We start from the raw sequence: 25,910 nt of genomic DNA, 5'->3' as shown, positions 1-25,910 counted from the left end.
CGGCCACAAAATCCAGCAATGCGGGAGCAATCGCGGAAAACCAAACCGGCTTTCCGAACCGTGGGCGGGCATATAACTCTAAAGCCGGCCCACGTCAACGCGGATTTTCAAGCTTTACCACCGGCAAGCGCCTAAAAGCATTCAACGGTGCGTAAAAGCAGGTTTGCGCTTCTCGACGAAGGCCGCCATGCCTTCTTTCTGGTCGTCCGTGGCAAAGAGACTGTGAAACAGGCGGCGCTCGAAACGCAAGCCCTCCTCCAGCGTCGTCTCGAATGCGCGGTTGACCGCCTCCTTGGCCATCATCACCGAGGGGCGCGACAGCGAAGCGATCTTTTCGGCTGCGGCAAAAGCCTCGTCGAGCAGACGTTCGGGCGCCACCACACGCGAAACGAGTCCCGATCGTTCGGCTTCCGCCGCATCCATCATGCGGCCGGTCAGTACAAGATCCATTGCCTTCGCCTTGCCGACAGCGCGCGTCAGCCGCTGCGAGCCGCCCATGCCGGGAATGACGCCCAGGGTGATTTCCGGCTGGCCGAACTTCGCCGTCTCCGAGGCGATGATGAAATCGCACATCATGGCGAGCTCGCAGCCGCCGCCGAGCGCAAAACCGCTGACCGCAGCAATCACCGGCTTGCGCGCCTTGGCGACCTCATCCCACCCGCTGATGAAATCACTCTTATAGATATCGGCGAACTGGAGCGGCTGCATCTCCTTGATATCGGCGCCGGCGGCAAAGGCGCGCTCGGAACCGGTCAGCACGATCGCCCCGACCGCCTCGTCGGCGTGGAAGGCGGCATAGGCCTCCTTCAGCTCTTTCAGGACGGTGGAATTCAGCGCGTTCAGCGCCTGTGGGCGGTTCAGCGTGACGAGGCCGACATTGCCTCGGGTTTCGACGATCAGGGTCTCATAGGCCATGCTGTTCTCCCGGTTTCTCTCTTGCTTCTGGCGGGCTTACCTCTGGCAGGTGGCGCAATAGAAAGTGGAGCGACCCGCCTGGACGATGCGGGCGACCGTACCGCCGCAGCCGAGCGTGCGGCAAGCCTGACTTTCGTGATCATAAGCGGAGAAGGAATGCTGGAAATAGCCGAGCGATCCGTCGGTCTGGATGTGGTCGCGCAGCGATGATCCGCCGGCGGCGATCGCATCGGCGATGACGTCGCGGATCGAGGCGACGAGCAGGTCGAGCTGCGCCTTCGGCCGGCCAGTCGCCGTCACCAGCGTACCGGCGGCGCGGATCGGCGAAAGATGCGAGCGCCACAGCGCCTCGCAGACATATATATTGCCGAGACCGGCAATGTTCTTCTGGTCAAGCAGCGCACTCTTCAGCGGCTGCGCCTTATCCCGGAAGCGTTCGGCCAGATAGGCGGCGCTGAGCTCGTTTCCCGTCGGCTCCGGGCCGAGATCGCGGAAGAAGGGATGGGCGGCGAGATCGGCGCGTCCCACCATATCCATAAAGCCGAAACGGCGCGGATCGTTATAGACGACGCGGCGTGGGCCGCTGGCCGCTTGCAGATGGAAGACGACGTGATCGTGCTTCTCGTCCTTCGAGCGGGCATGGTGGAATTCGCCGGGCATGCCGGAGGCCGCACCCTCCTCGATGCGGCCCTCCTCGATGCGAAAGGAACCGGACATGCCGAGATGCGAAATCAGCGTGTTGCCGTCGTCGAGATCGACCAGCAGATATTTGGCGCGGCGGCCAAGGCCGACGATGGTGCGGCCGGAAACCCTTTCTGCGAAAGCGTCGGGAAAGGGGAAGCGCAGATCGCCGCGGCGCAGCTCCAGCCTGGTGACGCGCGTGCCCTCCATCGCCGGCGTCAGGCCGCGTTTCACCGTTTCGACTTCTGGCAATTCCGGCATCTTAACCCATCTATCTGTAACGTGTTTCAACCGACGACGATGTGCGCTATAGCGCCAGTGTGCCGCGGAAAACGCGGCCCATAGATAACGTCGCGCGCGGTCTTTCGCTATGGCCGTCGCGCCCGAATCGTCAGGAACGGAGCAGTCTGATGTCAGAAAGCCGCACTTCCGCCGATGGCGGCATGGAGACCTCCTATGGCTTCCGCCAAGTGGCTGACGGCGAGAAGCAGGGCCTGGTCAACCAGGTGTTCCACAAGGTCGCCAAGCGCTACGACATCATGAACGACGTCATGTCGATGGGCATGCACCGCGCCTGGAAGGATGCGATGATCTCGGCGCTGAACCCGCGCAAGGAGCCGGGCTACAAGGTGCTCGACGTGGCCGGTGGCACCGGCGACATCGCCTTCCGAATCGTCGAGGCGTCGGGCAGGCAGGCGCATGCCACTGTGCTCGACATCAACGGTTCGATGCTCGGCGTCGGCGCCGAGCGGGCCGAAAAGAAGAAGCTTTCCGGCAATCTCACCTTTGTCGAGGCGAATGCCGAGGAACTGCCTTTCGAGGCAGGCAGCTTCGACGCCTATACGATCGCCTTCGGCATTCGCAACGTGCCGAGGATCGATGCGGCGCTGTCTGAGGCCTATCGCGTCTTGAAGCGCGGCGGGCGGCTGCTGGTGCTGGAATTTTCCGAAGTCGATATGCCGCTTCTCGACAAGATCTACGATGCCTGGTCGTTCAATGCCATTCCGCAGTTCGGCAAGGCGATCACCGGCGATGCCGAACCCTACCAATATCTGGTGGAATCGATCCGCAAGTTCCCGAACCAGGAGAATTTCGCGGCAATGATCCGCCAAGCCGGCTTTTCGCGCGTCACCTTTACCAATTATACCGGCGGCATTGCCGCACTCCATTCCGGCTGGAAGCTCTGAGGGAATATGGGAAGTAAGGCCTTTCCTCCCTCATTCCTGTGCTTGTCACAGGAATCCAGCGCGCCCAAGTCCTTGGGCGCGGAATACTCCGTTATGTCTCCTGCTTCATTCACCGCGCCGACGCGCGGTGGCTGGATTCCTGTGACATCCCTCGGGCTAAGCCCGAGGAAGGGAATGAGGGGAGAGAACACGAATCTCCGTCAGCGGGGCACTGCAGCATGAGTACTTTCGGCGCATATTTCCGCCTTTGGCGCGTCGGTTGGGTGCTCGTGCGTGAGGGTGTCGTGTCAGCCCTTCCTTCCGAAGGGCTGCCGCCGCCGGTCGCGCTCGCCAAATCCTTCGTCACGATTTTCGAGCGAAGCAAGGCGCGGCATCAGAAGCGCAGCGACCGGTTGGCCCAGGCTGTCGAGCGGCTCGGTCCCTCCTATGTGAAGATCGGGCAGTTCCTGGCAACGCGGCCGGATGTCGTCGGCGTCGAATTCGCCAACGATCTGTCGCAGCTTCAGGACCGGATGGCCTTCTTTCCCTCGGCGGCGGCCAAGGCCAATATCGAAGGCTCGCTGGGGCGGCCGATCGGCGAACTTTATGCGAGCTTCGGCGATCCGATCGCCGCCGCCTCGATCGCGCAGGTGCATCCGGCCGAGGTCGAGAGTGCCGAGGGCCGGAAGAAGGTCGCCGTCAAGATCGTGCGGCCCGGCGTGCGCCAGCGCTTTGCCCATGACATCGAGGCGATGTATCTCGTTGCCCATATGCAGGAGCGTTTCCTGCCGTCCAGCCGGCGGCTGCGGCCGGTCGAGGTGACGAAGACGCTGGAGCAGACGACGAAGGTGGAGATGGATCTTCGCCTGGAGGCGGCGGCTCTTTCCGAGATCGCCGAGAATACCGAACGGGATCCCGGCTTCCGCGTGCCGAAGGTCGACTGGGAGCGCACCGGGCGCGACGTCATCACCATGGAGTGGATCGACGGCACGCGGATGTCCGATGTCGAGGGCCTGCGCGCGGCGGGCCACGACCTCAACCTGCTTGCCGATACGCTGATCCAGTCGTTCCTGCGCCACACGCTGCGCGACGGCTTCTTCCATGCCGACATGCATCCGGGCAATCTCTTCGTCGATGCGGGCGGCATGATCGTCGCCGTCGACATGGGCATCGTCGGGCGGCTGGGCAAGAAGGAGCGGCGGTTCCTCGCCGAAATCCTTTATGGCTTCATCACCCGCGACTATATCCGGGTTGCCGAGGTACATTTCGAAGCCGGCTATGTGCCCGGTCACCACAATGTCGAGAGCTTCGCCCAAGCGATCCGGGCGATCGGCGAGCCGATCCACGGACAGCCCGCCGAGACGATCTCGATGGGCAAGCTGCTGACGCTGCTGTTCGAAGTGACCGAACTCTTCGACATGGCGACGCGGCCGGAGCTGGTGATGCTGCAGAAAACCATGGTCGTGGTCGAAGGCGTGTCGCGCATGCTCAATCCGCGATTCAACATGTGGAAGGCCTCCGAGCCTGTCGTCGGTGACTGGATCCGCACCAATCTCGGTCCGAAACGGATCGCCACCGATCTCAAGGACGGGCTGAAGGCGGCGGTAAAGCTCGCCGAAGCCGTGCCGGAAATCGCAGCGAAGACCGAAAAATTCCACCATCAGCTGCTGCATATGAGCGAGCACGGCTTACGTTTCGACGCTGAGACGGCGGAAGCGATCGGCAAGGCCGAAGCGCGGCACAACCGCTCGGCCAAAATCGCCTTGTGGGTCATCGCCTTGACGCTTGTCTATATTGCCTGGATGCTGAGCTGATCGCCTGCCAAACACATGCTGTGTTCGGCATTTGGGATATCCCATGTGACGGATGGCTCGCTTAGTCTCGCGTTCCGAGCATGATGCCGAAAAGTGTGAGCGGTTTTCGGGCGACATCATGCTCTGAATCCTGTTTTAGGGAGATAGGCACATGAAGCACGAACGCCCTGGCATCGAACTTTCCGGACGGCCGCTCGGTTTTGCCGAGATGGTGACGATCGGGGCGGGCAAGGCTGCGATTTCGGCTTCGGCGACGGGCATGGCCCGCATCGCGATCGCCCGCGAGGTCGTCGAGGATGCGATCGCCTCCGGCATGCCCGTCTACGGCTCGACGACAGGCGTCGGCGCCATGAAGGATGTGGAGTGGTCGGCCGACGAACTCGACACCTTCAATCTCGGCCTGGTGCGTGCCCATCATTTCGGCACCGGCACCCCCTTTTCCTGCAATGTCGTGCGCAATGCCATGGCGATCCGCGTCAACACGGCGCTGACCGGCCAGGTCGGCTGCACGCCGGAGTTGATCCAGGCCTATATGACGATGCTCGATGCCGATTTGATCCCGGTCGTGCGCCGCACCGGCTCGATCGGCTGTGCCGATATCGGGTTGATGGGACAGATCGGCGCGGTGCTGACGGGGGTCGGCGAAGCGATCTATCGCGGCAACCGGATGCAGGCGGCCGAGGCTTTCCGGGCGGCCGGGCTGGAACCGGTGCGGATGGCGCCGCGCGACAGCCTCGCCTCGCTCAGCATCAATGCGGTGAGTTTTGCCTCGGCGGCGGAAACGACACGCAATGCTGCGGCCTCAATCCGCATCCTGCTGGCGACGGCGATGATGGCCGCTGGCGCGCTCGGCGCTTCCCGCGACCCGTGGAAGGCGGTCAGGCATGTCGGAACGGCGCGCGAGGCGCTGATCGGCGCCTGGCTCTGCAATGCCTCCGACGAATGGAATTGGCCCGTCGCAACACATGTGCAGGATCCGCTCAGCCTGCGGATGATCGCGCAGGTGTTCGGCGCGGTGATCGAGAACCTCTTATCGACCGGCCATAAGATCCTTGCCGCCACCGGCCGCTCGGACGACAATCCCGTCGTCGTCGAAGGCCGGGTGATGACGTCCGGGGGTTCGCTTCCGCTCGATGTGACGATCCTGCTCGAATCGGCAGCACTCTGCATGGCGCATGCGGCGCGCAACGCCTTCAACCGCTGCGTCATTCTCGGCAACGGCCAACGGCGCGACCTGCCGGTCAACCTCGTGCCGCCGGGGCGGATCGCCACCGGTTTCGGGCCGATCATCAAGCTTGCCGGCGAGATTTTCTCGCGCGTGCTGTCGATGTCCAATCCCGTGTCGGCCCAGTCGCTGGTCGTCGCAGCCGGGCTGGAGGACGAGGCAGCCTTCCTGCCGCTCGTCATCGAGCGCTTCGAACGGCAGATGCAAGCACTGAAGCGCCTTGCGGCGCTCGAGGCGCTGCTGTCTGCCCAGGCGATCGACATTCTCGGCGACGAACCGAAGGGCGTCGCGGGCATGCTCTACGAGGTCGTGCGCAAACATGCGGATTTCTATACGGTCGACCGGCCGCTTTCGGCCGAGGTGGAGGCGATCGAGGAGGAACTTGGTTCTGACGACTTCGTTACGAAGCTGACCGAGCAGGTTCCGATCGCCTCCTTCGACGATTTCTTCGCCCTCGGCTCGCTGGAGCGCATCGAGGAACGGCTAACCCATCACGAGCCGGCAGCGGTCTGATTTCCAGTTACGGAGGAAGCGGCATGGATTTCGATCTCGTTCTGCAGGGCACGGTGGTGCTGCCGGACCGGATTCTCGACGAGGGTTATGTCGCCGTGCGCGACGGCAAAATCGCCGAAGTCGGCCTCGGTGTGCCGCCTGGCGCGCGCGAACGGCACCTGCTCGGAAAAGCGCTGATCCTGCCCGGCGCAATCGACGCGCAGGTGCATTCACTTTCCCAGAAGGACCAGGAGGATTTCATCTGGTCGACGCGCTCGGCGGCGGCCGGCGGCGTGACATCAATCGTCGACATGCCTTATGACGAGGGCAATCTCGTTTGCTCGGCAGCGGCGGTGAAGCGGAAGATCGAACATGCCGGCCCGCAGGCGCGCGTCGATTTCGCACTTTACGGCACCGTCGATCCCGAAGAAGGCCCCGCACGGATCCGCGAAATGGTGGAGGCAGGCGTTGCGGCCTTCAAATTCTCGACATTCGGCACCGATCCCAAGCGCTTTCCGCGCATTCCGCCGGCCCTGCTCGACGCCTGCTTTGCGGCCATCGTGCCGACGGGACTGACGGCGGGCGTGCACAATGAAGACGACGAGGCGGTGCGCAGTTACATGGAACAGGTGAAGGCGAGCGGCATCACCGATTGGCGGGCGCACGGCCTGTCGCGGCCGCCGATCACCGAGCTGCTGGCGATGCATACGATCTTCGAGACCGGCGCCAATACCGGCTGCCCGGCGCATGTGGTGCACTGCTCGCTCGGGCGCGGCTACGATATCGCGCGTGCCTATCGCCGCGACGGCTTTGCGGCGACTGTGGAATGCTGCATTCACTACCTGACGCTCGACGAGGAAAACGACGTGAAACGCCTTGGCGGCAAGGCGAAGATCAATCCGCCCGTGCGACCGCGCGCCGAGGTGGAGACGCTCTGGCGGAAGGTGGCCGAGGGCGATGTCTGGCTGGTCTCGACCGATCACGTCAGCTGGTCGGAAAATCGCAAGACCAATCCCGACATGCTCGCCAACGCCTCCGGCGTTCCCGGTCTCGAGGTGATGGTGCCGCTTTTCGTCAAAGGCGCCGTCGAACGCGGCATTCCGCTGACATGGGCAGCCAGGCTGATGGCGGAGAACCCGGCGAAGCATTTCCGGCTCGACCATATCAAGGGCGCGCTGACACCGGGCAAGGACGCCGATATCGTCGTGCTCGAACCGCGCGACAGCGTCTATGATGCCGCCACGAGCGGCAACAATGTCGTCGGCTGGAGCCCCTATAACGGCATCCGCCTGCCCTGGACCGTTTCCGCCACCTACCTCAGGGGCGAAAAGATCGCCGAGGGCGCCAAGGTGCTGGCCAAACCCGGCACCGGCCGCTTCGTACGGCCGCTGCCGCGCCAGGCCATTGCGGGGGCTGAAGCATGAACCGCAATCTTCCCGTCAATGCCAGCCGGATCGCTGACGATATCGATACGCTGGCCGGGATCACCGAGCCGGGGCATCCCTGGACGCGACGGGCCTTCTCGCCGCTCTTTCTCGACGGCCGAGCCTATATCGAAGCGCGGATGAAAGCGGCGGGGCTGGAAACGCGGATCGATGCCGCCGGCAATCTGATCGGCCGGCGGACAGGCCGGAAACCGTGGCTCGGCACGATCATGGTCGGCTCGCATTCCGACACGGTGCCGGATGGCGGCCGCTTCGACGGCATCGCCGGCGTGATTGCTGCGCTGGAGGTAGCGCGGGCTCTTGTTGACCAGAATATCGAGCTCGATCACGATCTCGAAATCGTCGATTTCCTCGCCGAGGAGGTCAGCATCTTCGGCGTGTCCTGCATCGGCAGCCGCGGCATGACCGGCCAGCTGCCGGAGGCCTGGCTTTCGCGCGTCAGCGACGGGCGCGACCTGGCTGAGGGCATCGCCCAGGTCGGCGGCAGACCCGATGTGCTGATGCAGCAGAACAGGCCCGATATAGCAGGCTTTCTGGAGCTTCATATCGAACAAGGCCCGGTGCTCGAAGCCGAAAAGGAGGATGTCGGCATCGTCACCGCGATCTCAGGCATCACCCGCATCGAGATCACCGTCGAAGGTCGGGCCGACCATGCCGGCACGACGCCGATGGACCGGCGGGCGGATGCGCTGGTGGCGGCATCACAGCTGGTGCTCGACATCCGCAACGCCGCCGCCGAACTTGCCAAAACGCCGGGCCATTTTGCAGCAACGGTCGGGGAATTCAGGATCGAGCCGAACGCCGCCAATGTCGTGCCGTCGAAGGTGGTGCTGCTGATCGATGGCCGTGCCGAAGTCCGTGCCGACATCGAGGCATTCTGCCGCTGGCTCGACGGCCATGTCGAAAAGCTGGCAGGCGCCTATGGCGTGACGATCAAGACGCCGAACCGGGTTTCCGACAATCAGCCGACGCCTGCTGATGCCGGGCTGCTGTCGACCTTGGAGGCTGCCTGCGAACGGGTCGGCGCAAAACATCGGCGCATGGCCTCCGGCGCGGGGCACGATACGGCGTGGATTGCCAAGGTGGCGCCGGCGGCGATGATCTTCGTGCCTTGCCGCGAAGGCCGCAGCCATTCGGCCGACGAGTGGGCTGAAAACGACGATATCGCGCTCGGCGCGGCCGTGCTGTTCGAGGCGGTGCGCGCGATCGACAAAAGCTTGAATCAGGAGAAGGCGAATGGGACGCATACTCGTTGAGAAGGACGTGGAAGCTGCCGTCAAGGGCGGCTCCGTCTATGCCGCCGGCGGCGGCGGCTGGGCCGATCACGGACGGATGCTCGGTTATGCCGCCGTCAATGTCGGCAAGCCCGAGCTGGTCTCGATCGACGAGTTGAAGGACGAGGACTGGATTGCCACCGCAGCCGCGATTGGCGCACCGGCCTCCACGACGCCCTGGGAAATGCAGGGCATCGACTATGTGAAGGCTGTGCAATTGCTGCAGGAGGCGCTCGGCGAAAAGCTTTCCGGGCTGATCATCGGCCAGAACGGCAAATCCTCGACGCTGAACGGCTGGCTGCCGTCAGCAATCCTCGGCACCAAGGTGGTCGACGCGGTCGGTGATATCCGCGCGCATCCCACAGGCGACATGGGCTCGATCGGCATGGCCGGTTCGCCCGAGCAGATGATCCAGACCGCCGTCGGCGGCAATCGCGCCGAGAACCGTTACATCGAGCTGGTGGTGAAGGGGGCGACGGCGAAGATCTCGCCGGTGCTGCGCGCCGCCGCCGATCAATCCGGCGGCTTCATCGCCAGCTGCCGCAATCCTCTCCGAGCCTCCTATGTCCGCAGCCATGCGGCGCTCGGCGGCATCTCGATGGCGCTTGCGCTCGGCGAGGCGATCATCGCGGCGGAGAAGCGCGGCGGATCTGCCGTCATCGATGCGATCTGCAAGACGACGGGTGGGCATATCCTTGCCGAAGGCGTCATCACTCGCAAGGACGTCGTCTACACCAAGGAAGCCTTCGACATCGGCACGGTCACCGTCGGCACGGGCGAAAAGTCGGTGACGCTGCATGTGATGAACGAATACATGGCGGTGGACAATGCCGATGGCAAAAGGCTTGCGACCTTCCCCGCCGTCATCACCACGCTTTCACCGGAGGGCGAGCCGCTCAGCGTCGGCCAGCTTCAGGAGGGCATGCATGTCTTCATCCTGCATGTGCCGATGGAGATCATTCCGCTTTCGGCTAGCGTGCTCGATCCGACTGTCTATCCCGTCGTCGAAAAGGCGATGGGGATCGAGATCGCACGTTATGCATTGGCGGCGAAGGCCTGAGCGATGGCGCGCGATCCCGGTCTCGAAGAACTGATGCGTGAGGAACTCGGCGATCGGCCGGGCCTTGCCGAAAAATCGATGTTCGGCGGCTGGGCCTTCATGCTGAACGGCAATCTTCTCTGCTGCGCGCGCCATGACGGCATGCTGATCCGCCTCGGCAAGGGCAATGACGGCTGGGCCCTGGCGCTGCCGGGCGTGATCCAGATGCTGTCTGGCGAACGTGTCATGCATGGCTGGGTGCGAGGCGGTGCCGAGGTTTACGGCGACGATGCTCTCAGACGGCGTCTGCTCGATGCCGCGCTCGCCTATGTGGAATCGCTGCCGAGCAAATAACAAACGAGGAACCACGATGCCGAAGGCCAATCTACGTCATCCGAAATTTCCGATTCCCGGCGGGCCGGAGCTGCGCGCCAAGGGCTGGCGGCAGGAAGCGCTGCTGCGGCTGCTCGAAAATGTGCTTTCCGTCGGCGAGGACCCCGACAACCTGATTGTCTATGCCGCTCTCGGCAAGGCGGCCCGCAACTGGGCGGCGCACAGGGGCATCGTCAAGGCTCTGACCGAGATGGAGGAGGACCAGACGCTGCTCATCCAGTCCGGCAAGCCGATCGGGCTCGTTCGAACGCATGCCAAAGCGCCGCTCGTCATCATGGCGAACTGCAATATCGTCGGGCAATGGGCGAAGGCCGAAGTGTTCTACGAGCTGCAGCGCAAGGGGCTGATCTGCTGGGGCGGGCTGACGGCCGGCGCCTGGCAATATATCGGCAGCCAGGGCGTCATCCAGGGTACGTATGAGATCTTCATGCGCATCGCCGAGCGGCGCTTCGGCGGCGATCTCCTCGGCCGGTTCGTGCTGACGGCCGGCCTCGGTGGCATGGGTGGGGCGCAGCCGCTCGCCGGCCGCATGGCAGGCGCTGCGATCCTGTGCGTCGACATCGATCCGGAGCGAGCCCGCAAGCGCCAGCAGATCGGTTACCTCCAGGAAATCGCCCCCGATCTCGACACCGCGCTTCGGATGATTGATGCGGCGGTGAAGGACAAGCGGCCGCTTTCCGTCGGCCTCGTCGGCAATGCGGCGGAGGTCTATCCGGAGATCGCCCGGCGCGGCATCGTGCCTGATATCGTCACCGACCAGACCTCGGCGCATGACCTCGTCTATGGTTACGTGCCGAAGGGCATGAGCCTCGATCAGGTCAAGGGCCTGCGCGACGATGGGCAGGGCCAGCTTATGGCGGCAAGCCGCGCCTCGATCGTCGAGCATGTGACGGCGATGCTGGAATTCCAGAAGCGTGGCTCCGAAGTCTTCGACAATGGCAATCTGATCCGCACGCAGGCTAAAGAGGGCGGCGTCGCCAATGCCTTCGACATTCCGATCTTCACCGAAGCCTATCTCAGGCCGCTGTTTGCCCGGGCGATCGGTCCGTTCCGCTGGATGGCTCTGTCAGGCGAAGAGAGCGATATTGCCCGCATCGACGACCTGCTGCTCGAGATGTTTCCCGACAACAAGATCATCACCAACTGGATCCGGCTGGCGCGTGAACATGTGCCCTTCGAAGGGCTGCCGGCCCGCATCGCCTGGCTCGGCCATGGCGAACGCACGGCACTCGCCCGCCGCGTCAATGCGCTGGTTGCGAGCGGCGAACTCAAAGGCCCGGTCGCCTTCTCCCGCGACCATCTCGATGCCGGCGCCATGGCGCATCCGAATATCATGACCGAGCGGATGAAGGACGGCTCCGACGCGATCGCCGACTGGCCGCTGATCGATGCGATGATGCTCTGCTCGTCGATGGCCGATCTCGTCGTCGTCCATTCCGGCGGCGGTGGCTATGCCGGCTACATGACGAGCTGCGGCGTCACCGTCGTCGCCGACGGCACGGACGCCGCTGACGAACGGCTCGACCATGCGCTGACCAATGACACGGCGCTTGGCGTCATGCGTTACGCCGATGCCGGTTATGAGGAGGCGCTGGACGAAGTGGCGAAGAAGGACGTGCCGTATATCCGACTTGGTTGATCAAAATTTGCCGTATATCGTTGTCACATCTCATCGGGAGCCATGACATGGAAACAGCAAAGATCTTCTGGTCGGGGCGCTCTCAAGCCGTCCTGCTGCCCAAAGAATTCCGTTTCGACGGCGACAGCGTCGCCATTCGACGGCAGGGGCGTGCAGTCATTCTCTAGCCGATTTCCGATGATTGGGACTGGCTTGCCGACGTGGCCGGTCCGGTCGATCCCGATTTTGCAACAGCGGTGGAAGAACAGCCTGCTGGGCAGGAGTGATCCAGCCATCCAAAAATGCGCAGCGGTTTTGGACCGCGACAGGCATCAAGTAAAAGATAAGCGCGCGGCTTAGATCCAATTCGATGCACCACACTTTGGCTTCGCCACCTCAGGTGATCGAATTGGAGACTTCGAGAAGGTTGCCGTCGGGATCCCTGAAATAGACCGAGCGCAAACGCCCCGTCGCACCGGTGCGCTCGACCGGACCTTCTTCGATCGCAACGCTTGCGGCCTGTAGATCAGCGATGACATCGGCAAGCGGCGTCCCGGCGATGAAGCAGAGGTCGCCGGAGCCGGGTGTGGGATGTCCCGCCTTAGGATCGAATTCGTGGCCGGCCTGGTGCAGGTTGATCTTCTGCCGGCCGAATTTCAGTGCTTTTCGGCCTTCCGCGAAGGTTTCGACCGACATGCCGAGGATGCGGGAATAGAAATCGCAGGTGATGGCGATATCGGCGACGGTCAGCACGAGATGATCGAGATGGTCTATGCGGATCATGCTTTTCTCCTCGCGAGGTGCTGGGCGACACAGGCGGAGATAAAGGCCAGCGCCAGCATGGCAAGCGTGAAGATAACGACGGCGGCCCAGCCTTCAACCGCGAAGAACCAGCCGCCCGCCGAACCCATGAGGCTGGAGCCGACATAATAGGCGAGCATATAGAGCGACGATGCGTGGCCCTTGGTGCCATGCGCCAGCTTGCCGACAAGGCCGCTGGCGATGGAATGGCTCATGAAGAAGCCGGTCGTCAGCACTGTTATACCGAGGATGATGGCCGGGAGAGAGGCTGCAAGCGTCAGCGCGCTGCCGGCGGCGGTGAGCGCCAGACCGAAGAGAAGCACGGAAAAGTGCCCGATCCGGTCTCCTAGCAGGCCGCCGATCGAAGACGCGCCGATGCCGAAGAGATAGACGGTGAAGATCAGCCCGAGTTCGGTCTGGTTGAGGTCGTAAGGCGGCGCCACAAGGCGGAAACCGGCATAGTTATAGATCGTCACGAAGGAGCCCATCGCCAGGAAGGCGATAGCGAAGAGTAAGGGCAGCGCCGGATTTTTGAGATGGCCGAGCCAGGCCCTGAGATGAAAGCGCGGATCGAAGCCCGGTCGGCGGACGAAATTGCGTGACGGCGGCAAGAGGGCGATGAAGCCGATCGCGGCGGCAAGGCCGATGGCGCCGATGAGAAAAAGCGCCGGACGCCAGGTGAGATATTCGGCAAAGATACCGGTCAACACGCGGCCGGACATGCCGCCGAAGGCCGTGCCGCCGACATAAAAGCCCATGGTGGCGCCAAGACCGCGCGGATCGATTTCCTCGGCGAGATAGGCCATGGCGACAGCAGGCACGCCGCCGAGAACGAGGCCTTGGAGAGCGCGGATGACGAGCAGCAGATGCCAGTTCGGGGCAAAGGCGGTGGCGATGGTCAGCAACGCCGCCCCAACCAGCGATATCGACATCAGGCTGCGGCGGCCAAGACCTTCCGAAACCGCGGCGGCGCAGACGATCGCGACCGCCAGGAAGCCGGTGGAGAGCGAGAGCGACAGCGAGCTTTCGGCCGGACTCACGGAGAATTGCTGCGAGAAGATCGGCAGCAACGGCTGCACGCAATAGAGCAGCGAGAAGGTGGAGAAGCCGGACAGGAAGAGCGCCAGGCTGGCGCGGCGATAAGCGCCGGTGCCACGGGTGAGGTAGTGTTTTTGCCCTGGGATCGCGGCTGTCTCGGCGGTCTTCATTGCATGCGCTGACGTCGGCATATCTCATCCTTCCAGCCTCCGATCTAGTCAACGCCACTCCATTTGTCCAATATATGAAACTGGCGATTCCGATAGGTTTTGGAGATGACGATGGAGTTGCGGCACCTGAGATATTTCCTGGCGGTGGCGGAGGAAGGCAATTTCACCCGTGCCGCCGGCAAGCTCGGCATTGGGCAGCCGCCGCTCAGCCAGCAGATCCGCGATCTGGAGAGGGAGGTGGGTGCGGCGCTGTTTCACCGCGTGCCGCACGGCGCCGAATTGACGGCGGCGGGAGCGGCCTTCCTCGGCGAGGCAAAAGCGTCGCTCTCAGCTGCGGAAAAGGCAAAACTTGCGGCGCAAAGCGCTAATCGCGGCGAGACCGGCCGGTTGTCGCTCGGCTTCACCGCTTCCTCCGCCTTCAACCCCATGGTCAGCATGACGATCCGACGCTTCCGCGCGCGCTGGCCGGAGGTGCAACTTTCGCTGACGGAAATGAATACGCTGGCGCTGATGCAGAAGCTCGAACGCGGAGAGCTCGACGCCACCTTCATGCGCCCCAGCCTCGACGATCCCGCCGGTATCCGGCTGCGGCGGCTGCCGGATGAGCCGATGGTGATCGCCCTGCCCGCCAGCCATCCCCTGGCACGGCGCAGCAAGCTACCGCTTGCGGCGCTGGCGGCCGAACCCTTTATCCTCTTTCCGCGGCTCGTGGGCTTGAGCCTCTACGACGATGTCGTGCTCGCCTGCCGCAAGGCGGGATTCGAGCTGACCGTGGCGCAGGAGGCGCCGCAGATTTCCTCGGTCGTCAATCTGGTGGCGGCCGATCTCGGCGTCTCGATCGTGCCGGCTTCGATTTCGCAGATCAAGCTCGAAGGTGTGGCCTACCGGCCGATCGAAGGGCCGCCGGCCGTGGCGCGCCTGGCGCTGGCATTACTGAAAACACACCACTCCCCGGTCACCGAGAACCTGATGAGCCTGCTGAGTTAGCCCACCGGATCCCAATAGGGCGGATCGCCGAAGCTCTTCTTCAGATGATCGGCGATGGCGCGAAGCTTGGCGGAGGGATTGCGGCCTTCCGGATGGGCCATATAGATGAATTCGGCGTCCGGCTTGTGGCCGACATCGATTTCGGCAAGCAGGCCCTCGCGGATGGCCGGGCCGGCGATGAAGGCCGGCAGCAGCGCGATGCCGAGCCCGGCAATTGCAGCGTCGCGGAGCATGTCGCCATTGTTGATGCCGAGCGCCAGTTTCGCACGGACGACTATCGCACCGTCGGGCGTCTGGAAGCGCCAGTCGGCAACGCCGCGATTGGTGTAGAAGATGCCGCGATGGCTGTTGAGATTAGCCGGCGACGACGGAATGCCCTGGCGGGCGAGATAATCCGGCGAGGCGCAGAGAAGGCGGCGGCTATGCGCGAGCTTCCAGGCGACCAGCCGGCTATCGGCGATCGGACCATTGCGGATGATGGCATCATAACCGTCCGAGGCGGCATCGACGCGTCGGTCATCGATATCGAGGGTCAGTTCGATCTCGGGATGCTCGGCTAGAAAGGGATAGAGCGCCGGGCCGAGATGCATGCGGCCGAAGGTGACGGGAGCGGCGATGCGGATCGGGCCGGACAGCGTTCCGCGCCGCTCGGCCATGTCGGCCGCGGCTTCCTCGATCTCGCGCACGATGCGCGCGGCGCGCTCAAGGAAGACCGTGCCATCCTCCGTCAAAGTGAGCCTGCGCGTCGTTCGGTGCAGCAGCATGCCGCCGAGCGACTTCTCCAGTTCCGCCAGCCTTTCGCTGACGACGGATTTCGACAGCCGCAGGCGCCGGGCCGCCTCGCTGACCGAGCCCGCCTCGACCACGGCGACGAACGCCGCAATGCCTTCGATCCTGATCATCGTTCGGCTTTTCCGAATTCGAGTTCCCCTATCTGGAGACTAATCCGAACGAAAGGAAAATGCCATCTTCCCTTCATCGAAAGGGACGGCAGGAGCCGCCTCACCTCAAAACATCAGGAGATGGAACCATGAACCGCTTGAACAACAAGGTCGCGATCGTCACCGGCGCAAGCTCCGGCATTGGCCGCGCGACGGCAAAGCTCTTCGCCGCAGAAGGCGCCAAGATCGTCGTCGGCGCCCGCCGCGAGCGCGAACTCGACAGCCTCGTCGCGGAGATCAAGGCAGAGGGCGGCGACGCCATCGCCATTGCCGGCGACGTGCGCTCGGAAGACTATCACAAGGCGCTGGTCGCCGCCGCCGTGACGAATTACGGCAAACTCGACATCGCCTTCAACAATGCCGGCACGCTTGGCGAAGCCGGTGCGAGCACCGCCGTTTCGGAAACAGGCTTCAGCGAGGCGCTGGCGATCAATCTGACGGCCTCCTTTCTCGCCGCCAAGCACCAGATCGGCGCGATGGTGGAAAATGGCGGCGGCTCGGTCATCTTCACCTCGACCTTCGTCGGCTACAGCTTCGCCTTTCCAGGCGTTGCCGCCTATGCCGCCAGCAAATCCGGCCTGATCGGCCTGACGCAGGCGCTTGCCGCCGAATTCGGCCAGCAGGGCGTGCGCGTCAATGCCATCCTGCCGGGTGCCGTTGATACCGACATGTATCGGGACATGAACGACACGCCTGAGAAGCAGGCCTTCGTCACCAATCTGCATGCGCTGAAGCGTGTCGCGACACCCGAAGAACTCGCCCGCTCGGTTCTCTACCTCGCCTCCGACGATGCGAGCTTTGTCACCGGCACGGCCTCGCTGGTCGACGGCGGCGCTTCGATCACCCGCAGCTGAGACGGCGCGGCGCGATTATCCGCTGCGGGTTGGCGATCCTTCAACACGCCGGCTTATCGCGCCGCTCTTTTCGGAGCATTCTCCCATCCAACAACAACGGGCCGCGGCCCAAAATTCGATCAAAGGAACGTCATCATGTCACGCTTGCAGAACAAGACAGCCCTCATCACCGGCGGCACCAGCGGCATCGGTCTCGAGACCGCCCGCCAGTTCATCGCCGAGGGCGCCCGCGTCGTCGTTACCGGCAGCAGCGCGGCAAGCGTCGAGGCGGCCCGCGCCGAACTTGACGGCAAAGCCATCGTCATCCAGGCCGATGCCGGCAATGCGGCCGGCCAGAAGGCCGTCGCCGATAGTGTGAGAGAGACTTTCGGCACGCTCGACATCCTCTTCGTCAACGCCGGGGTTGCCGAATTCGGGCCGCTGGAACAGTGGAGCGAAGCCGCCTTCGACAAGTCGGTTGATATCAACGTCAAGGGACCGTTTTTCCTGATTCAGTCGCTGCTGCCGATTTTTTCGAAGCAGGCCGCGATCGTGCTTAACACCTCGATTAACGCCCATATCGGCATGCCGAACTCCAGCGTCTATTCGCTGACGAAGGGCGCGCTGCTGACGCTTGCCAAGACGCTGTCGGGTGAACTGATCGGCCGCGGCATCCGCGTCAACGCCGTCAGCCCCGGTCCGATCGCCACGCCGCTTTACAGCAAGCTCGGCGCTTCGGAAGCCCAATCCAAGGCGATGGCAGAGCAGATCAAGGCCCAGATCCCCGTCGGTCGCTTCGGAAATCCGAGTGAAGTCGCCAAGACGATCGTCTTCCTCGCCTCCGATGAGGCTGCCTATATCGTCGGCAGCGAACTCATCATCGACGGCGGGATGAGCAACCTCTGACCCCACGAGCGCGGCCGAGACCAGTTGCCGCGCTGCTTGCCGGCTTCTGACTGGCGATAGCGATCATCATGCGGCTGCCGAGCAGATCCTATGCATGTCGCCCGCGCGATTGCATGTTCTCCGCCAAAGGCTTAGGGTCGAGGACGGTCAGAAAAGGCGACGGGTAGAAGGCCATGGCTCTCAGCGGCAAACGCATCCTCCTCATCATCTCAGGCGGCATCGCTGCCTATAAGAGCCTGGACCTGATCCGCCGGCTGCGCGAGCGCGGCGCGAGCGTGCGCCCTGTGATGACCAAAGGCGCGCAGGAATTCGTCACGCCGCTTGCCGTCGGTGCGCTGGCGGCGGACCATGTCTTCCTCGATCTGTTTTCGCGTCAGGACGAACAGGATATCGGCCACATCCGGCTGGCGCGCGACTGCGACCTCGTGCTGATTGCCCCTGCCTCCGCCGACCTGATGGCGAAGATGGCGAACGGGCTTGCCGACGATCTCGCTTCGACCGTGCTTCTAGCGACGAACAGGCCGGTGCTGGCCGCACCGGCGATGAACCCCGCCATGTGGGCGCACCCGGCGACCCGGCGGAATGCGGCGATGCTGAGAGCCGACGGCATCCGCTTCGTCGGGCCGATGGCCGGCGAGATGGCGGAAAGCCGAGAAGCCGGGCTCGGCCGGATGGCGGAGCCGCTGGAGATCGTCGCTGCTGCCGAAACCATGCTCGACGATGGAGAAAAGCCGCTGAAGGGACGCAAGGCGATCGTCACCTCAGGACCGACGCACGAGCCGATCGATCCGGTGCGTTATATCGCCAACCGCTCCTCCGGTCGGCAGGGGCATGCGATTGCCGCAGCCCTGGCAAAGCTCGGGGCGGAGGTGACGCTGGTATCGGGACCGGTGACGATCGCCGACCCCGTCGGCGTCAGCACCGTGCATGTCGAGCGGGCGGAGGAAATGCGTGATGCCGTGCTTGCGGCGCTGCCGGCCGACATCGCGGTGATGGTCGCGGCGGTGGCGGACTGGCGCGTCGCCTCAGCGGCCGACCAGAAGCTGAAGAAACATCCGGGCGAATCCATCCCGACGCTGGCGCTGACCGAGAATCCGGACATCCTGAAAACAGTCGGCCATCACACGATGCGGCCGAGGCTGGTGATCGGCTTTGCCGCCGAGACGCAGGATGTGGAAAGCAATGCGAAGGCGAAACTCGAAAGGAAAGGCGCCGACATGATCGTCGCCAATGACGTTTCTCCTGCGACCGGCATCATGGGCGGCAGCCGCAACAGCGTCAAACTCGTTCGCCGCGACGGCGTCGAGCAATGGCCCGACCTGACGAAGGAAGAGGTCGCCGAACGACTCGCGGCACTGATCGCCAAGCAGCTCAGCTGATCGCGAGCGGCTCAGCTGATCGCGAGCGGCTCAGGCAGGAATAGCCACGCGCAGCGGCTTGGCGGCACTCCGCTTCTCCGGCCGGAAGTCGGCGACGTCGATGCCGTCTTTGCCGACGGTGACGGCGCTGCCATCCGGAATTTCGGCCCAGGCATCGCCATCGTCGTTCAACGGTTCCGACACAAGGCAATAGCCCGCGCCGACCGGAGAAGCATAGAGCGTCGGCGCCTTGCGATCTGTGGCATAACGGATTGCATAGAGCGTGTTGCCGTCGGAGAAGGCGGCGGTAAAACGCAGCAGGATCGAGCCGATGACGCTTTCGGCGAGTTCCTCTATCACGCCGATCATTTCCGCCATCGCGGCGACCGGCGCCTCGCGCAGGCCGAACTGCAGCGCCAGCAGGAACATCAGTTCGGAATCGGTCGTGCCGCCGCGGGCATTGAACAACTCGTCGTCGAGCATCGCCTCCATCGGCCGGCGCAGGCGCTCGAAGCCGGAGATCTGGCCGTTATGCATGAAGGACCAGGTGCCATGGGTGAAGGGGTGGCAGTTGTCGCGGCGCGTGCCGCCGCCTGTGGCAGCGCGGACATGGGCGAGGAAGAGCGGCGAACGGATCTGCCGCGCCAGGCTCTTCAGATTGCAATCCGACCAGGCCGGCAGGATATCGCGGTAGCGGCCGGGCTCGGGCCTATCGCCATACCAGGCAATGCCGAAGCCATCGCCATTCGTCGCGGTCTTGGCGCGGGTGGCACAATGGGACTGCTCGATCAGGGAATGGGCGGGCGAGGATACCAGCTCCTCGAGATAGAGGGGGTCTCCGCGATAGGCTGCCCAGCGACACATGGCTCTTTGCTCCGGAACCCGCCGCATCGGCGGAAATGCTAAAACGCAACTGAATTGTCGAATGTCGTCGCTAATAACAGCTTAACGCCCGGCCGGTTTGCAAGTGAAACATGACGATATCCTGACGCCTGACCTCTTCAAATTCGGCGAAACGCTGTGTTCTTTTGTGAACACTGCGTTGTCTGCCCCGCAGACTTCGCGCCCGGCAGCCGGGCGGCTATAGTCGCCGCCAAGTTGAACCTCTAGGAGGACGCCATGTCGATCCGCCCCGTCAAGCATGAAAGTACTGCCACACCGACCATGGAAGGCGCCGGCGTCAAGCTGCACCGCGTCTTCGGCTTCGGCGATCCCGCGATGACCGATCCCTTCCTGATGATGGATGATTTCCGCAACGACAATCCGGCGGAATATATCCGCGGTTTTCCCTGGCATCCGCATCGCGGCATCGAGACGATCACCTATGTGCTCGCCGGCACCGTCGAGCACGGCGACAGCTTGGGCAATAGCGGCCTACTCGGCGCCGGCGACATCCAGTGGATGACAGCCGGCAGCGGCATCATGCACCAGGAAATGCCGAAGGGCGATTTTGCCGGCCGTATGCACGGCTTCCAGCTCTGGGCGAACTTGCCCTCCTCGCTGAAGATGACGGCGCCGCGCTACCAGGACGTCAAATCCACCGATATTCCTGTCGTCGTCGATGATGACGGCACGGCGGTGCGGGTGATCTGCGGCGATTTCTGGGGCAAGGCCGGCCCGGTCGATGGCGTCGCCGCCGAGCCGATCTATCTCGACGTTTCGGTGCCGCCCGGCCGGAAGAAGCGCCTGCCGATCGATACCTACCGCAATGCTTTCGCCTATATCTTCGCCGGCTCCGGCACCTTCCGCGATGCATCGAAACCCTTCGGCGTGCGCGTCGAGAAGGAAGTCGACGGCGAGGAATTGAATATCCGCGACATGTCCGGCAACCGCACGCTCGTGGTCTTCGACAGCGGCGACGAAGTGACGGTGCAGGCAGGCGACCAGGGCATCCGTTTCCTGCTTGTTTCCGGCAAGCCGATCGAGGAGCCGGTTGCCTGGCACGGCCCGATCGTGATGAATTCGCGCGAGGAAATCATGCAGGCGATGCGCGAACTGGAGAACGGCACCTTCATCAAAGCTGCACACTGAACGCATTTCTCTCTTGCATCTGCGAAGAATCGGCCTAGTTTTAAGCCATCAGCAACAGAACGAAAGGAAGGTGATCCAATGTCTAATGAGATTTCGGACCTCGTAACAGGCATGGAAGTGGTGATGAAAGCGAGGCAGCCCTCGCACTAATCCCCGCCTTCCTGGGGCTGCATAGACAGTCCAGGCCAGTTTGAGGCCAAACTCATGGAAAGGGTCGCTGAGGCGGCCCTTTTTTTATTGTCTTGAGATATCAGGCGTTGACGAAAGATCGAAATCTCACTACTCATAAAGTCATCAGATGACTATATGAGTAGTGAGATGCGAGCGCTCAGCAAGACCAATCTCGCGGACGCGGCGATCGAGGCGATCCGCGGCGACATTCTCGGCAAACGCTGGGCGGTCGGCGAGAAATTGCCGAATGAAGCCTCGCTGTCGGCCATGCTTTCCGTCAGCCGCGGCACGGTGCGCGAGGCGGTTCGGGTCCTCGTCTCCCAGGGTTATCTCGAAACAAGGCAGGGTTCGGGCACCTATGTGCGCGCCACCAGCGATGCCGGCCGGCCGCTGACGATGGCGCGGCGCGCCAGCCTGCGTGACCAGTTCGAGGCGCGCTTGGCGCTCGACGTCGAGGCCGCCCGGCTGACGGCGATCCGCAAGACGCCGGAAACGGTTGCCGGGCTTCGCAGGCTGCTTGCCGAACGCGGCAATTACGACGGCGGCAATCAGGCCGCCTTCGTCGAACGCGACCTTGCCTTTCACAAGGCCATCATCGCCGCTTCCGGCAACCGGGCGATGATCGAGATCTACGATTTCTTCTCGGCCTCGATCGCCGATACCATCGCCGCGACGCTCGGCAAGGACATTCCGGAACCCGACATGCAGGCGCATGCCGATATCATCGACGCCATCGAAACCGGCGAACCCGACAGGGCGGATGTGGCGGTGCGCCGCTTCATGGCGCCGGTTCTTGCCGCGCTCGAGCGGATGATCCTGTCATGAACACGCCTGCCAGCGATGCCGTCAGCACGCTCGAGGCGGCCGACGAACTGCTGATCGATGCCGAGGCCGGCAGCCTTCCGTCGCCGCTGGCAACGCTGGTGCGGGGAGTTGCGGATCGTTTTCTGCTGGGCGCCAGCCTGGTGCTGATCGCCTTCAACCTGCGCCCGGTCTTCTCCAGCGCCTCGGCGCTGCTGCCGGAAATCCGCTCGGAGCTCGGCCTGAGCGCGCTGGGCGCCAGCCTGCTGACGACGCTTCCGGTCGTCTGCCTCGGCGCCTTCTCGCCGCTTGCGCCGCGTCTTGCCCAGCGCTTCGGCACGGAACGCACGCTGCTCGGCGTTCTCCTGCTTCTGGCGTTCGGCACCGCATTGCGCGGGCTTTCCTCCGTGCCGCTGCTCTTCATCGGCACGGCCCTTGCCGGCGCCTGCATCGCAGTCGGCAACGTGCTGCTGCCGGGGCTGGTGAAGCGGGATTTCGCCGGTTGCGCCGCGCTGATGACCGGCTTCTATACGATGGCGCTCTGCGCCGGGGCGGCCAGTGCCGCCGGGCTGACGCTGCCAATCGAGCACGCACTCGGCGGCTCTCTGGAGGGTGCGCTCGCCGCCTGGGCTCTGCCCGCCCTCATCGTTAGCCTGCTCTGGCTGCCTGAGGTTCTTCGCAGCGGCAGACAGGCAAGGCGAAACGGCTTTCGCGTCGAAGGTCTCTGGCGCGACCGGCTCGCCTGGCAGGTGACGCTGTTCATGGGGCTGCAATCCGCACTTGCCTATTGTGTCTTCGGCTGGCTGGTTCCGATCTTACGCGAACGCGGGCTCGACGGCGTCACTGCCGGGGCAATCGTTTCGCTGTCGGTGATGGTGCAGGCGGCATCCTGCCTGATCGTGCCGCATATCGCCGTGCGCGGCCGGGACCAGCGGCTGATCAATGCGAGCCTCTGCGGGGTTGCCGTCACCGCCCTACTCGGCTTGCTTTTCGCGCCGCTTTCGACGGTCTGGCTGTGGGCGGTGCTGCAGGGCATCGGCCAGGGCGGGCTGATCGCAGCGGCCATGACGACGATCGTGCTGCGCTCGCGCGATCCCGATGTCGCCGCCCATCTTTCCGGCATGGCGCAATGCGTCGGTTATCTGCTCGCCGCCATCGGCCCGCTCATCGTCGGCCTCATCCGCGGCTGGACCGACAGCTTTTCCTGGTGCGCCGCCCTCTTCGTCGCACTCGGACTGGGCGCGGCGATCAATGGCTGGAAGGCCGGGCGGGCGGTGGAGATCAATGTCCATGCGGTCGAAAAGGACGGCTGATTGGGTTGCTCACCTATCCATCACCATCTCTTGATGCCTGTCGTCGGCCGCGGATGCTACGCTATCTCAGCCTCTCATCCCGACCGCCGGAGGAAACATCTTGCGCATACGAACCCTGTTTCTGCTCGCCGCGTTTATGGCGTCGCTGGCACCTGCCCTTTCCCATGCGCAGGAAAGCGGTCCACCGAGGGCGAATAACCAGAGCGTCGCGCGCGACGGCGTGCTGAAGCTTCTGCCGGCCGATTCCGTCACCGAGCACGCGTTAACGATCGGCGGCCGGAAGATTGCCTATACCGCCACTGCCGGCACGCTGGATCTCTTCGGCCAGGATGGGGCGCAGACCGGCGCGATCTTCTACACCGCTTATGTGGCAAGGGATGGCGGGGCGAACCGGCCTCTGACCTTCGCCTTCAACGGCGGGCCGGGCGCGGCTTCCGCCTTCCTGCATCTCGGGCTGGTCGGGCCGAAAGTGCTCGATTTCGGGCCGAATGGACGCGACGGCGCCAATGCGAAACTCGTCGACAACCCGCAGAGCTGGCTCGATTTCACCGACCTCGTGCTGATCGACCCGATCGGCACCGGCTGGAGCCGAACGGCAAAGGCAGACGACGCCTCCAATTATTATAACGTCAGTGCCGATGCTGAGAGCATCGCCAAGGCGATCGCGCTCTATGTCGCGCACAACAATCGTTCCAATTCGCCGAAATATCTTCTCGGCGAAAGTTATGGCGGCTTCCGCGCCGCCAAGGTCGCCTCGGCGCTGCAGGAAAGCCAGGGCATCATCGTCGCCGGTGCGGTGATGCTGTCTCCCTTGCTCGAGGGTCAGCTGATGTTCAATGCCGATCAGTTTCCGCTCGGCGCAGCGCTGGAGCTGCCGTCGCTCGCCGCCGCCGAACTCGACCGGCAAAAGGCCTTTGACGAAGAGAAGCAGAAGGAGGCCGAGACCTTCGCGCTTGGCGACTATCTGACGACGCTCGCCGGGCCGCCGCCGACGGGTGCCGATGCCGCCGCCTTCTATGGCAAGATTGCCGGGCTGACCGGCATTCCCGAGGATATCGTCACCCGCAATCGCGGCTTCCTCGGCAGTTCCTACGTCAAACATTCAGATGAGGGCAGCGGCGAGGTGATGAGCTCTTACGACGCCTCCTTTGCAGCACCCGATCCCTATCCGGAATCGGATTACGATCGCGGCGACGACGCCATCCTCGACGGTTTCACCCGCGCCTATGGCGGGGCTTTCGCCGACTATGCCCGCAACGAACTCGGCTTCAGGACCGAGATGACCTATTCGCTGCTCGATGGCGATATCAGCCGGCGTTGGGAGTGGGGCGGCGGGCGCGGCGGCGGGTCGCGCTTCCAGGCCAGCGCCACCGACGACATCAGGCAGCTGCTCGCCGCGAACCCGGCCTTCCATCTGCTGATCGCGCATGGCTACAGCGATCTGGTGACGCCTTATGGCGTCAGCCGCTACGTCGTCGACCATCTGCCGCCCTCGCTCGCCGGCGGCCGCGTCGGACTGAAGCTTTATCGCGGCGGCCATATGTTCTATACAAGAGCTGATCAGCGGGCCGCCTTCACGACGGATGCGAGGGCCTTCTACGCCACACATTTGGCCGCTCAGCCGGCGGACTAAAGCGTCGCGATGTCTTTGTCGCTAAACCGCTGTACAGTTTTGCGCGACATGCTTTGGGGATTTGCCGATGCATATTACCGGAGGATGCCACTGCGGCGCAATCCGCTATCAGGCGGAGATCGATCCGGAGCGGGTCTCGATCTGCCATTGCACCGATTGCCAGCGGTTGACGGGTTCGGCCTATCGAATCACCGCGCCGGCGCGGCCGGGAAGTTTCACGCTCACGTCAGGCGAGCCGAGAGGCTACGCAAAATATGGCGACAGCGGTGGTCTCAGCCGGCAATTCTTCTGCTCGAATTGCGGATCGCCGCTCTACCGCACAGATGGCGAAGGCGGCGCGATCGGAATCCGCGTCGGCAGCATCGACCAGCGGCGGAAACTGGCGCCGAAGAAACAGATATGGTGCCGTTCAGCCCTGCCCGGGGTGGAGAATATCGAAACGCTTCCGCGCTTCGAGGGCGAGGACTAGAGCCTTTCCGGGTTAGATTGCAGCATTCTGTTGGCTCAAACGGAGTCGGATGGTCGACCGGCCGGCGCGCGTCGTAGCCCGGCTCTACGGCCAAGCCGGCCGGTCGATCAGCCGGCCCGTTTCAGCCAACCCGAAGGGCCGGGCATCTTTCCGCCAGGGCAGAGGCGATCGGCTCGGACGTACCTTGGGGTATGCCCTTCGCCAATCGCCTCTGCCCTGACGAAAACCTGCTCCGGCAGAATGCTTCAATCTAACCCGGAAAGGCTCTAGGTGTTTAGTCCCGGCATTTGATGGTGCATTATTTTCCTTAGAATGGAGGGAGGCACTATGGGCCAGGTTCTACACGGGAGCGCCACAACGACAGAGGCAATCCGTCGAGCAATACAAAATAGTGAA

General features: G+C 63.6%; 23 protein-coding genes and 2 pseudogenes. 18 read left to right on the top strand and 7 right to left on the bottom strand.

Translation table 11 applies throughout. The features are described 5' to 3' along the window. Positions 1 to 141: 141 nt before the first annotated feature. Complete coding sequence (locus GFM02_RS29685; protein WP_168304484.1) at positions 142 to 915, bottom strand: enoyl-CoA hydratase; 774 nt, start codon at positions 913 to 915, stop codon at positions 142 to 144. 36 nt (positions 916 to 951) lie between these two features. Further along, on the bottom strand, positions 952 to 1,857 hold the full coding sequence (gene mutM / locus GFM02_RS29680; protein WP_168323636.1) for a bifunctional DNA-formamidopyrimidine glycosylase/DNA-(apurinic or apyrimidinic site) lyase: 906 nt from the start codon (positions 1,855 to 1,857) through the stop codon (positions 952 to 954). Positions 1,858 to 2,006: 149 nt separating this feature from the next. Between mutM and ubiE the strand changes: the two genes are divergently transcribed. Further along, complete coding sequence (gene ubiE, locus GFM02_RS29675; protein ID WP_003544815.1) at positions 2,007 to 2,783, top strand: bifunctional demethylmenaquinone methyltransferase/2-methoxy-6-polyprenyl-1,4-benzoquinol methylase UbiE; 777 nt, start codon at positions 2,007 to 2,009, stop codon at positions 2,781 to 2,783. A gap of 23 nt (positions 2,784 to 2,806) precedes the next feature. On the opposite strand, the pseudogene GFM02_RS35780 reads toward ubiE, so the two are convergent. Beyond that, positions 2,807 to 2,962 (bottom strand): annotated as a pseudogene (locus GFM02_RS35780) (tRNA lysidine(34) synthetase TilS); the annotation flags it as partial. Between the two features lie 39 nt (positions 2,963 to 3,001). Between GFM02_RS35780 and ubiB the strand changes: the two are divergent. From ubiB to GFM02_RS35635, 8 genes and pseudogenes are all read left to right on the top strand, one after another. Next, positions 3,002 to 4,576 carry a 2-polyprenylphenol 6-hydroxylase gene (gene ubiB / locus GFM02_RS29670; protein WP_131662950.1) on the top strand — a complete coding sequence of 525 codons (1,575 nt, stop codon included), beginning with the start codon at positions 3,002 to 3,004 and terminating at the stop codon, positions 4,574 to 4,576. Between the two features lie 151 nt (positions 4,577 to 4,727). Continuing rightward, on the top strand, positions 4,728 to 6,314 hold the full coding sequence (locus GFM02_RS29665) for an aromatic amino acid lyase (protein ID WP_168323635.1): 1,587 nt from the start codon (positions 4,728 to 4,730) through the stop codon (positions 6,312 to 6,314). Positions 6,315 to 6,337: 23 nt separating this feature from the next. Next, positions 6,338 to 7,717 carry a dihydroorotase gene (locus GFM02_RS29660; protein ID WP_168323634.1) on the top strand — a complete coding sequence of 460 codons (1,380 nt, stop codon included), beginning with the start codon at positions 6,338 to 6,340 and terminating at the stop codon, positions 7,715 to 7,717. Then, positions 7,714 to 8,994, top strand: coding sequence for a Zn-dependent hydrolase (locus GFM02_RS29655; protein WP_168323633.1), 1,281 nt, complete (start codon positions 7,714 to 7,716; stop codon positions 8,992 to 8,994). The genes GFM02_RS29660 and GFM02_RS29655 overlap by 4 nt, the downstream gene beginning before the upstream one ends. Beyond that, the gene (locus GFM02_RS29650; protein ID WP_168323632.1) at positions 8,975 to 10,072 is read left to right on the top strand and encodes a DUF917 domain-containing protein; all 1,098 of its coding nucleotides are present in this window, start codon (positions 8,975 to 8,977) and stop codon (positions 10,070 to 10,072) included. The genes GFM02_RS29655 and GFM02_RS29650 overlap by 20 nt, the downstream gene beginning before the upstream one ends. 3 nt (positions 10,073 to 10,075) lie before the next feature. After that, on the top strand, positions 10,076 to 10,405 hold the full coding sequence (locus GFM02_RS29645) for a TfoX/Sxy family protein (RefSeq protein ID WP_020052607.1): 330 nt from the start codon (positions 10,076 to 10,078) through the stop codon (positions 10,403 to 10,405). 16 nt (positions 10,406 to 10,421) lie between these two features. Further along, a complete protein-coding gene (locus GFM02_RS29640; protein ID WP_168323631.1) occupies positions 10,422 to 12,083 on the top strand; it encodes a urocanate hydratase in 1,662 nt (553 codons plus the stop codon). 47 nt (positions 12,084 to 12,130) lie between these two features. Next, a pseudogene (locus GFM02_RS35635) lies at positions 12,131 to 12,349 on the top strand (antitoxin). Between the two features lie 109 nt (positions 12,350 to 12,458). On the opposite strand, the gene GFM02_RS29630 reads toward GFM02_RS35635, so the two are convergent. Both GFM02_RS29630 and GFM02_RS29625 read right to left on the bottom strand, forming a co-directional pair. Continuing rightward, positions 12,459 to 12,845: a VOC family protein gene (locus tag GFM02_RS29630; RefSeq protein ID WP_168323630.1), complete on the bottom strand. Its 387-nt coding sequence runs from the start codon at positions 12,843 to 12,845 to the stop codon at positions 12,459 to 12,461. After that, entirely contained in the window at positions 12,842 to 14,092 is a 1,251-nt protein-coding gene (locus GFM02_RS29625) for an MFS transporter (protein WP_168323629.1), read from the bottom strand. The genes GFM02_RS29630 and GFM02_RS29625 overlap by 4 nt, the downstream gene beginning before the upstream one ends. A gap of 90 nt (positions 14,093 to 14,182) precedes the next feature. On the opposite strand from GFM02_RS29625, the gene GFM02_RS29620 reads away from it, so the two are divergent. Continuing rightward, positions 14,183 to 15,058 (top strand): LysR family transcriptional regulator, encoded by an 876-nt coding sequence (locus GFM02_RS29620; RefSeq protein WP_168323628.1) that lies wholly within the window; start codon positions 14,183 to 14,185, stop codon positions 15,056 to 15,058. On the opposite strand, the gene GFM02_RS29615 is transcribed toward GFM02_RS29620, so the two are convergent. Beyond that, positions 15,055 to 15,960, bottom strand: a complete 906-nt coding sequence (locus tag GFM02_RS29615) for a LysR family transcriptional regulator (protein ID WP_168323627.1) — start codon at positions 15,958 to 15,960, stop codon at positions 15,055 to 15,057. The two genes, GFM02_RS29620 and GFM02_RS29615, sit on opposite strands and share 4 nt — an antisense overlap. Positions 15,961 to 16,088: 128 nt before the next feature. Here GFM02_RS29615 and GFM02_RS29610 point away from each other — a divergent pair, with 128 nt between their 5' ends. The 3 genes from GFM02_RS29610 to coaBC all read left to right on the top strand — a co-directional run bounded on the left by GFM02_RS29610 (position 16,089) and on the right by coaBC (position 19,117). After that, positions 16,089 to 16,853: an SDR family oxidoreductase gene (locus GFM02_RS29610; RefSeq protein WP_168323626.1), complete on the top strand. Its 765-nt coding sequence runs from the start codon at positions 16,089 to 16,091 to the stop codon at positions 16,851 to 16,853. Between the two features lie 135 nt (positions 16,854 to 16,988). After that, a complete protein-coding gene (locus tag GFM02_RS29605) occupies positions 16,989 to 17,738 on the top strand; it encodes an SDR family oxidoreductase (protein ID WP_168323625.1) in 750 nt (249 codons plus the stop codon). A 173-nt stretch (positions 17,739 to 17,911) separates the two neighbouring features. Continuing rightward, entirely contained in the window at positions 17,912 to 19,117 is a 1,206-nt protein-coding gene (coaBC, locus tag GFM02_RS29600; RefSeq protein WP_168323624.1) for a bifunctional phosphopantothenoylcysteine decarboxylase/phosphopantothenate--cysteine ligase CoaBC, read from the top strand. Between the two features lie 30 nt (positions 19,118 to 19,147). Here coaBC and GFM02_RS29595 read toward each other — a convergent pair whose 3' ends face one another. Further along, positions 19,148 to 19,960, bottom strand: a complete 813-nt coding sequence (locus GFM02_RS29595) for a class II glutamine amidotransferase (protein ID WP_168323623.1) — start codon at positions 19,958 to 19,960, stop codon at positions 19,148 to 19,150. Between the two features lie 255 nt (positions 19,961 to 20,215). Between GFM02_RS29595 and GFM02_RS29590 the strand changes: the two genes are divergently transcribed. From GFM02_RS29590 to GFM02_RS29570, 5 genes are all read left to right on the top strand, one after another. Continuing rightward, positions 20,216 to 21,127 carry a pirin family protein gene (locus GFM02_RS29590; protein ID WP_168267789.1) on the top strand — a complete coding sequence of 304 codons (912 nt, stop codon included), beginning with the start codon at positions 20,216 to 20,218 and terminating at the stop codon, positions 21,125 to 21,127. A 318-nt stretch (positions 21,128 to 21,445) separates the two neighbouring features. Beyond that, positions 21,446 to 22,123 carry a FadR/GntR family transcriptional regulator gene (locus GFM02_RS29585; protein ID WP_168323622.1) on the top strand — a complete coding sequence of 226 codons (678 nt, stop codon included), beginning with the start codon at positions 21,446 to 21,448 and terminating at the stop codon, positions 22,121 to 22,123. Further along, positions 22,120 to 23,412, top strand: a complete 1,293-nt coding sequence (locus GFM02_RS29580) for a CynX/NimT family MFS transporter (protein WP_168267793.1) — start codon at positions 22,120 to 22,122, stop codon at positions 23,410 to 23,412. The genes GFM02_RS29585 and GFM02_RS29580 overlap by 4 nt, the downstream gene beginning before the upstream one ends. A gap of 100 nt (positions 23,413 to 23,512) precedes the next feature. Beyond that, positions 23,513 to 25,045, top strand: a complete 1,533-nt coding sequence (locus GFM02_RS29575; protein WP_168323621.1) for a S10 family peptidase — start codon at positions 23,513 to 23,515, stop codon at positions 25,043 to 25,045. A gap of 67 nt (positions 25,046 to 25,112) precedes the next feature. After that, the gene (locus tag GFM02_RS29570) at positions 25,113 to 25,514 is read left to right on the top strand and encodes a GFA family protein (protein WP_168323620.1); all 402 of its coding nucleotides are present in this window, start codon (positions 25,113 to 25,115) and stop codon (positions 25,512 to 25,514) included. The last annotated feature ends 396 nt before the right edge of the window (positions 25,515 to 25,910 follow it).

It is taken from the genome of Rhizobium leguminosarum bv. viciae, from assembly GCF_012276115.1.
GTDB lineage: Bacteria > Pseudomonadota > Alphaproteobacteria > Rhizobiales > Rhizobiaceae > Rhizobium > Rhizobium leguminosarum_T.
The sequence above is the reverse complement of the archived record's forward strand: the minus strand, read 5'-3'. Positions and strand labels throughout refer to the sequence as shown.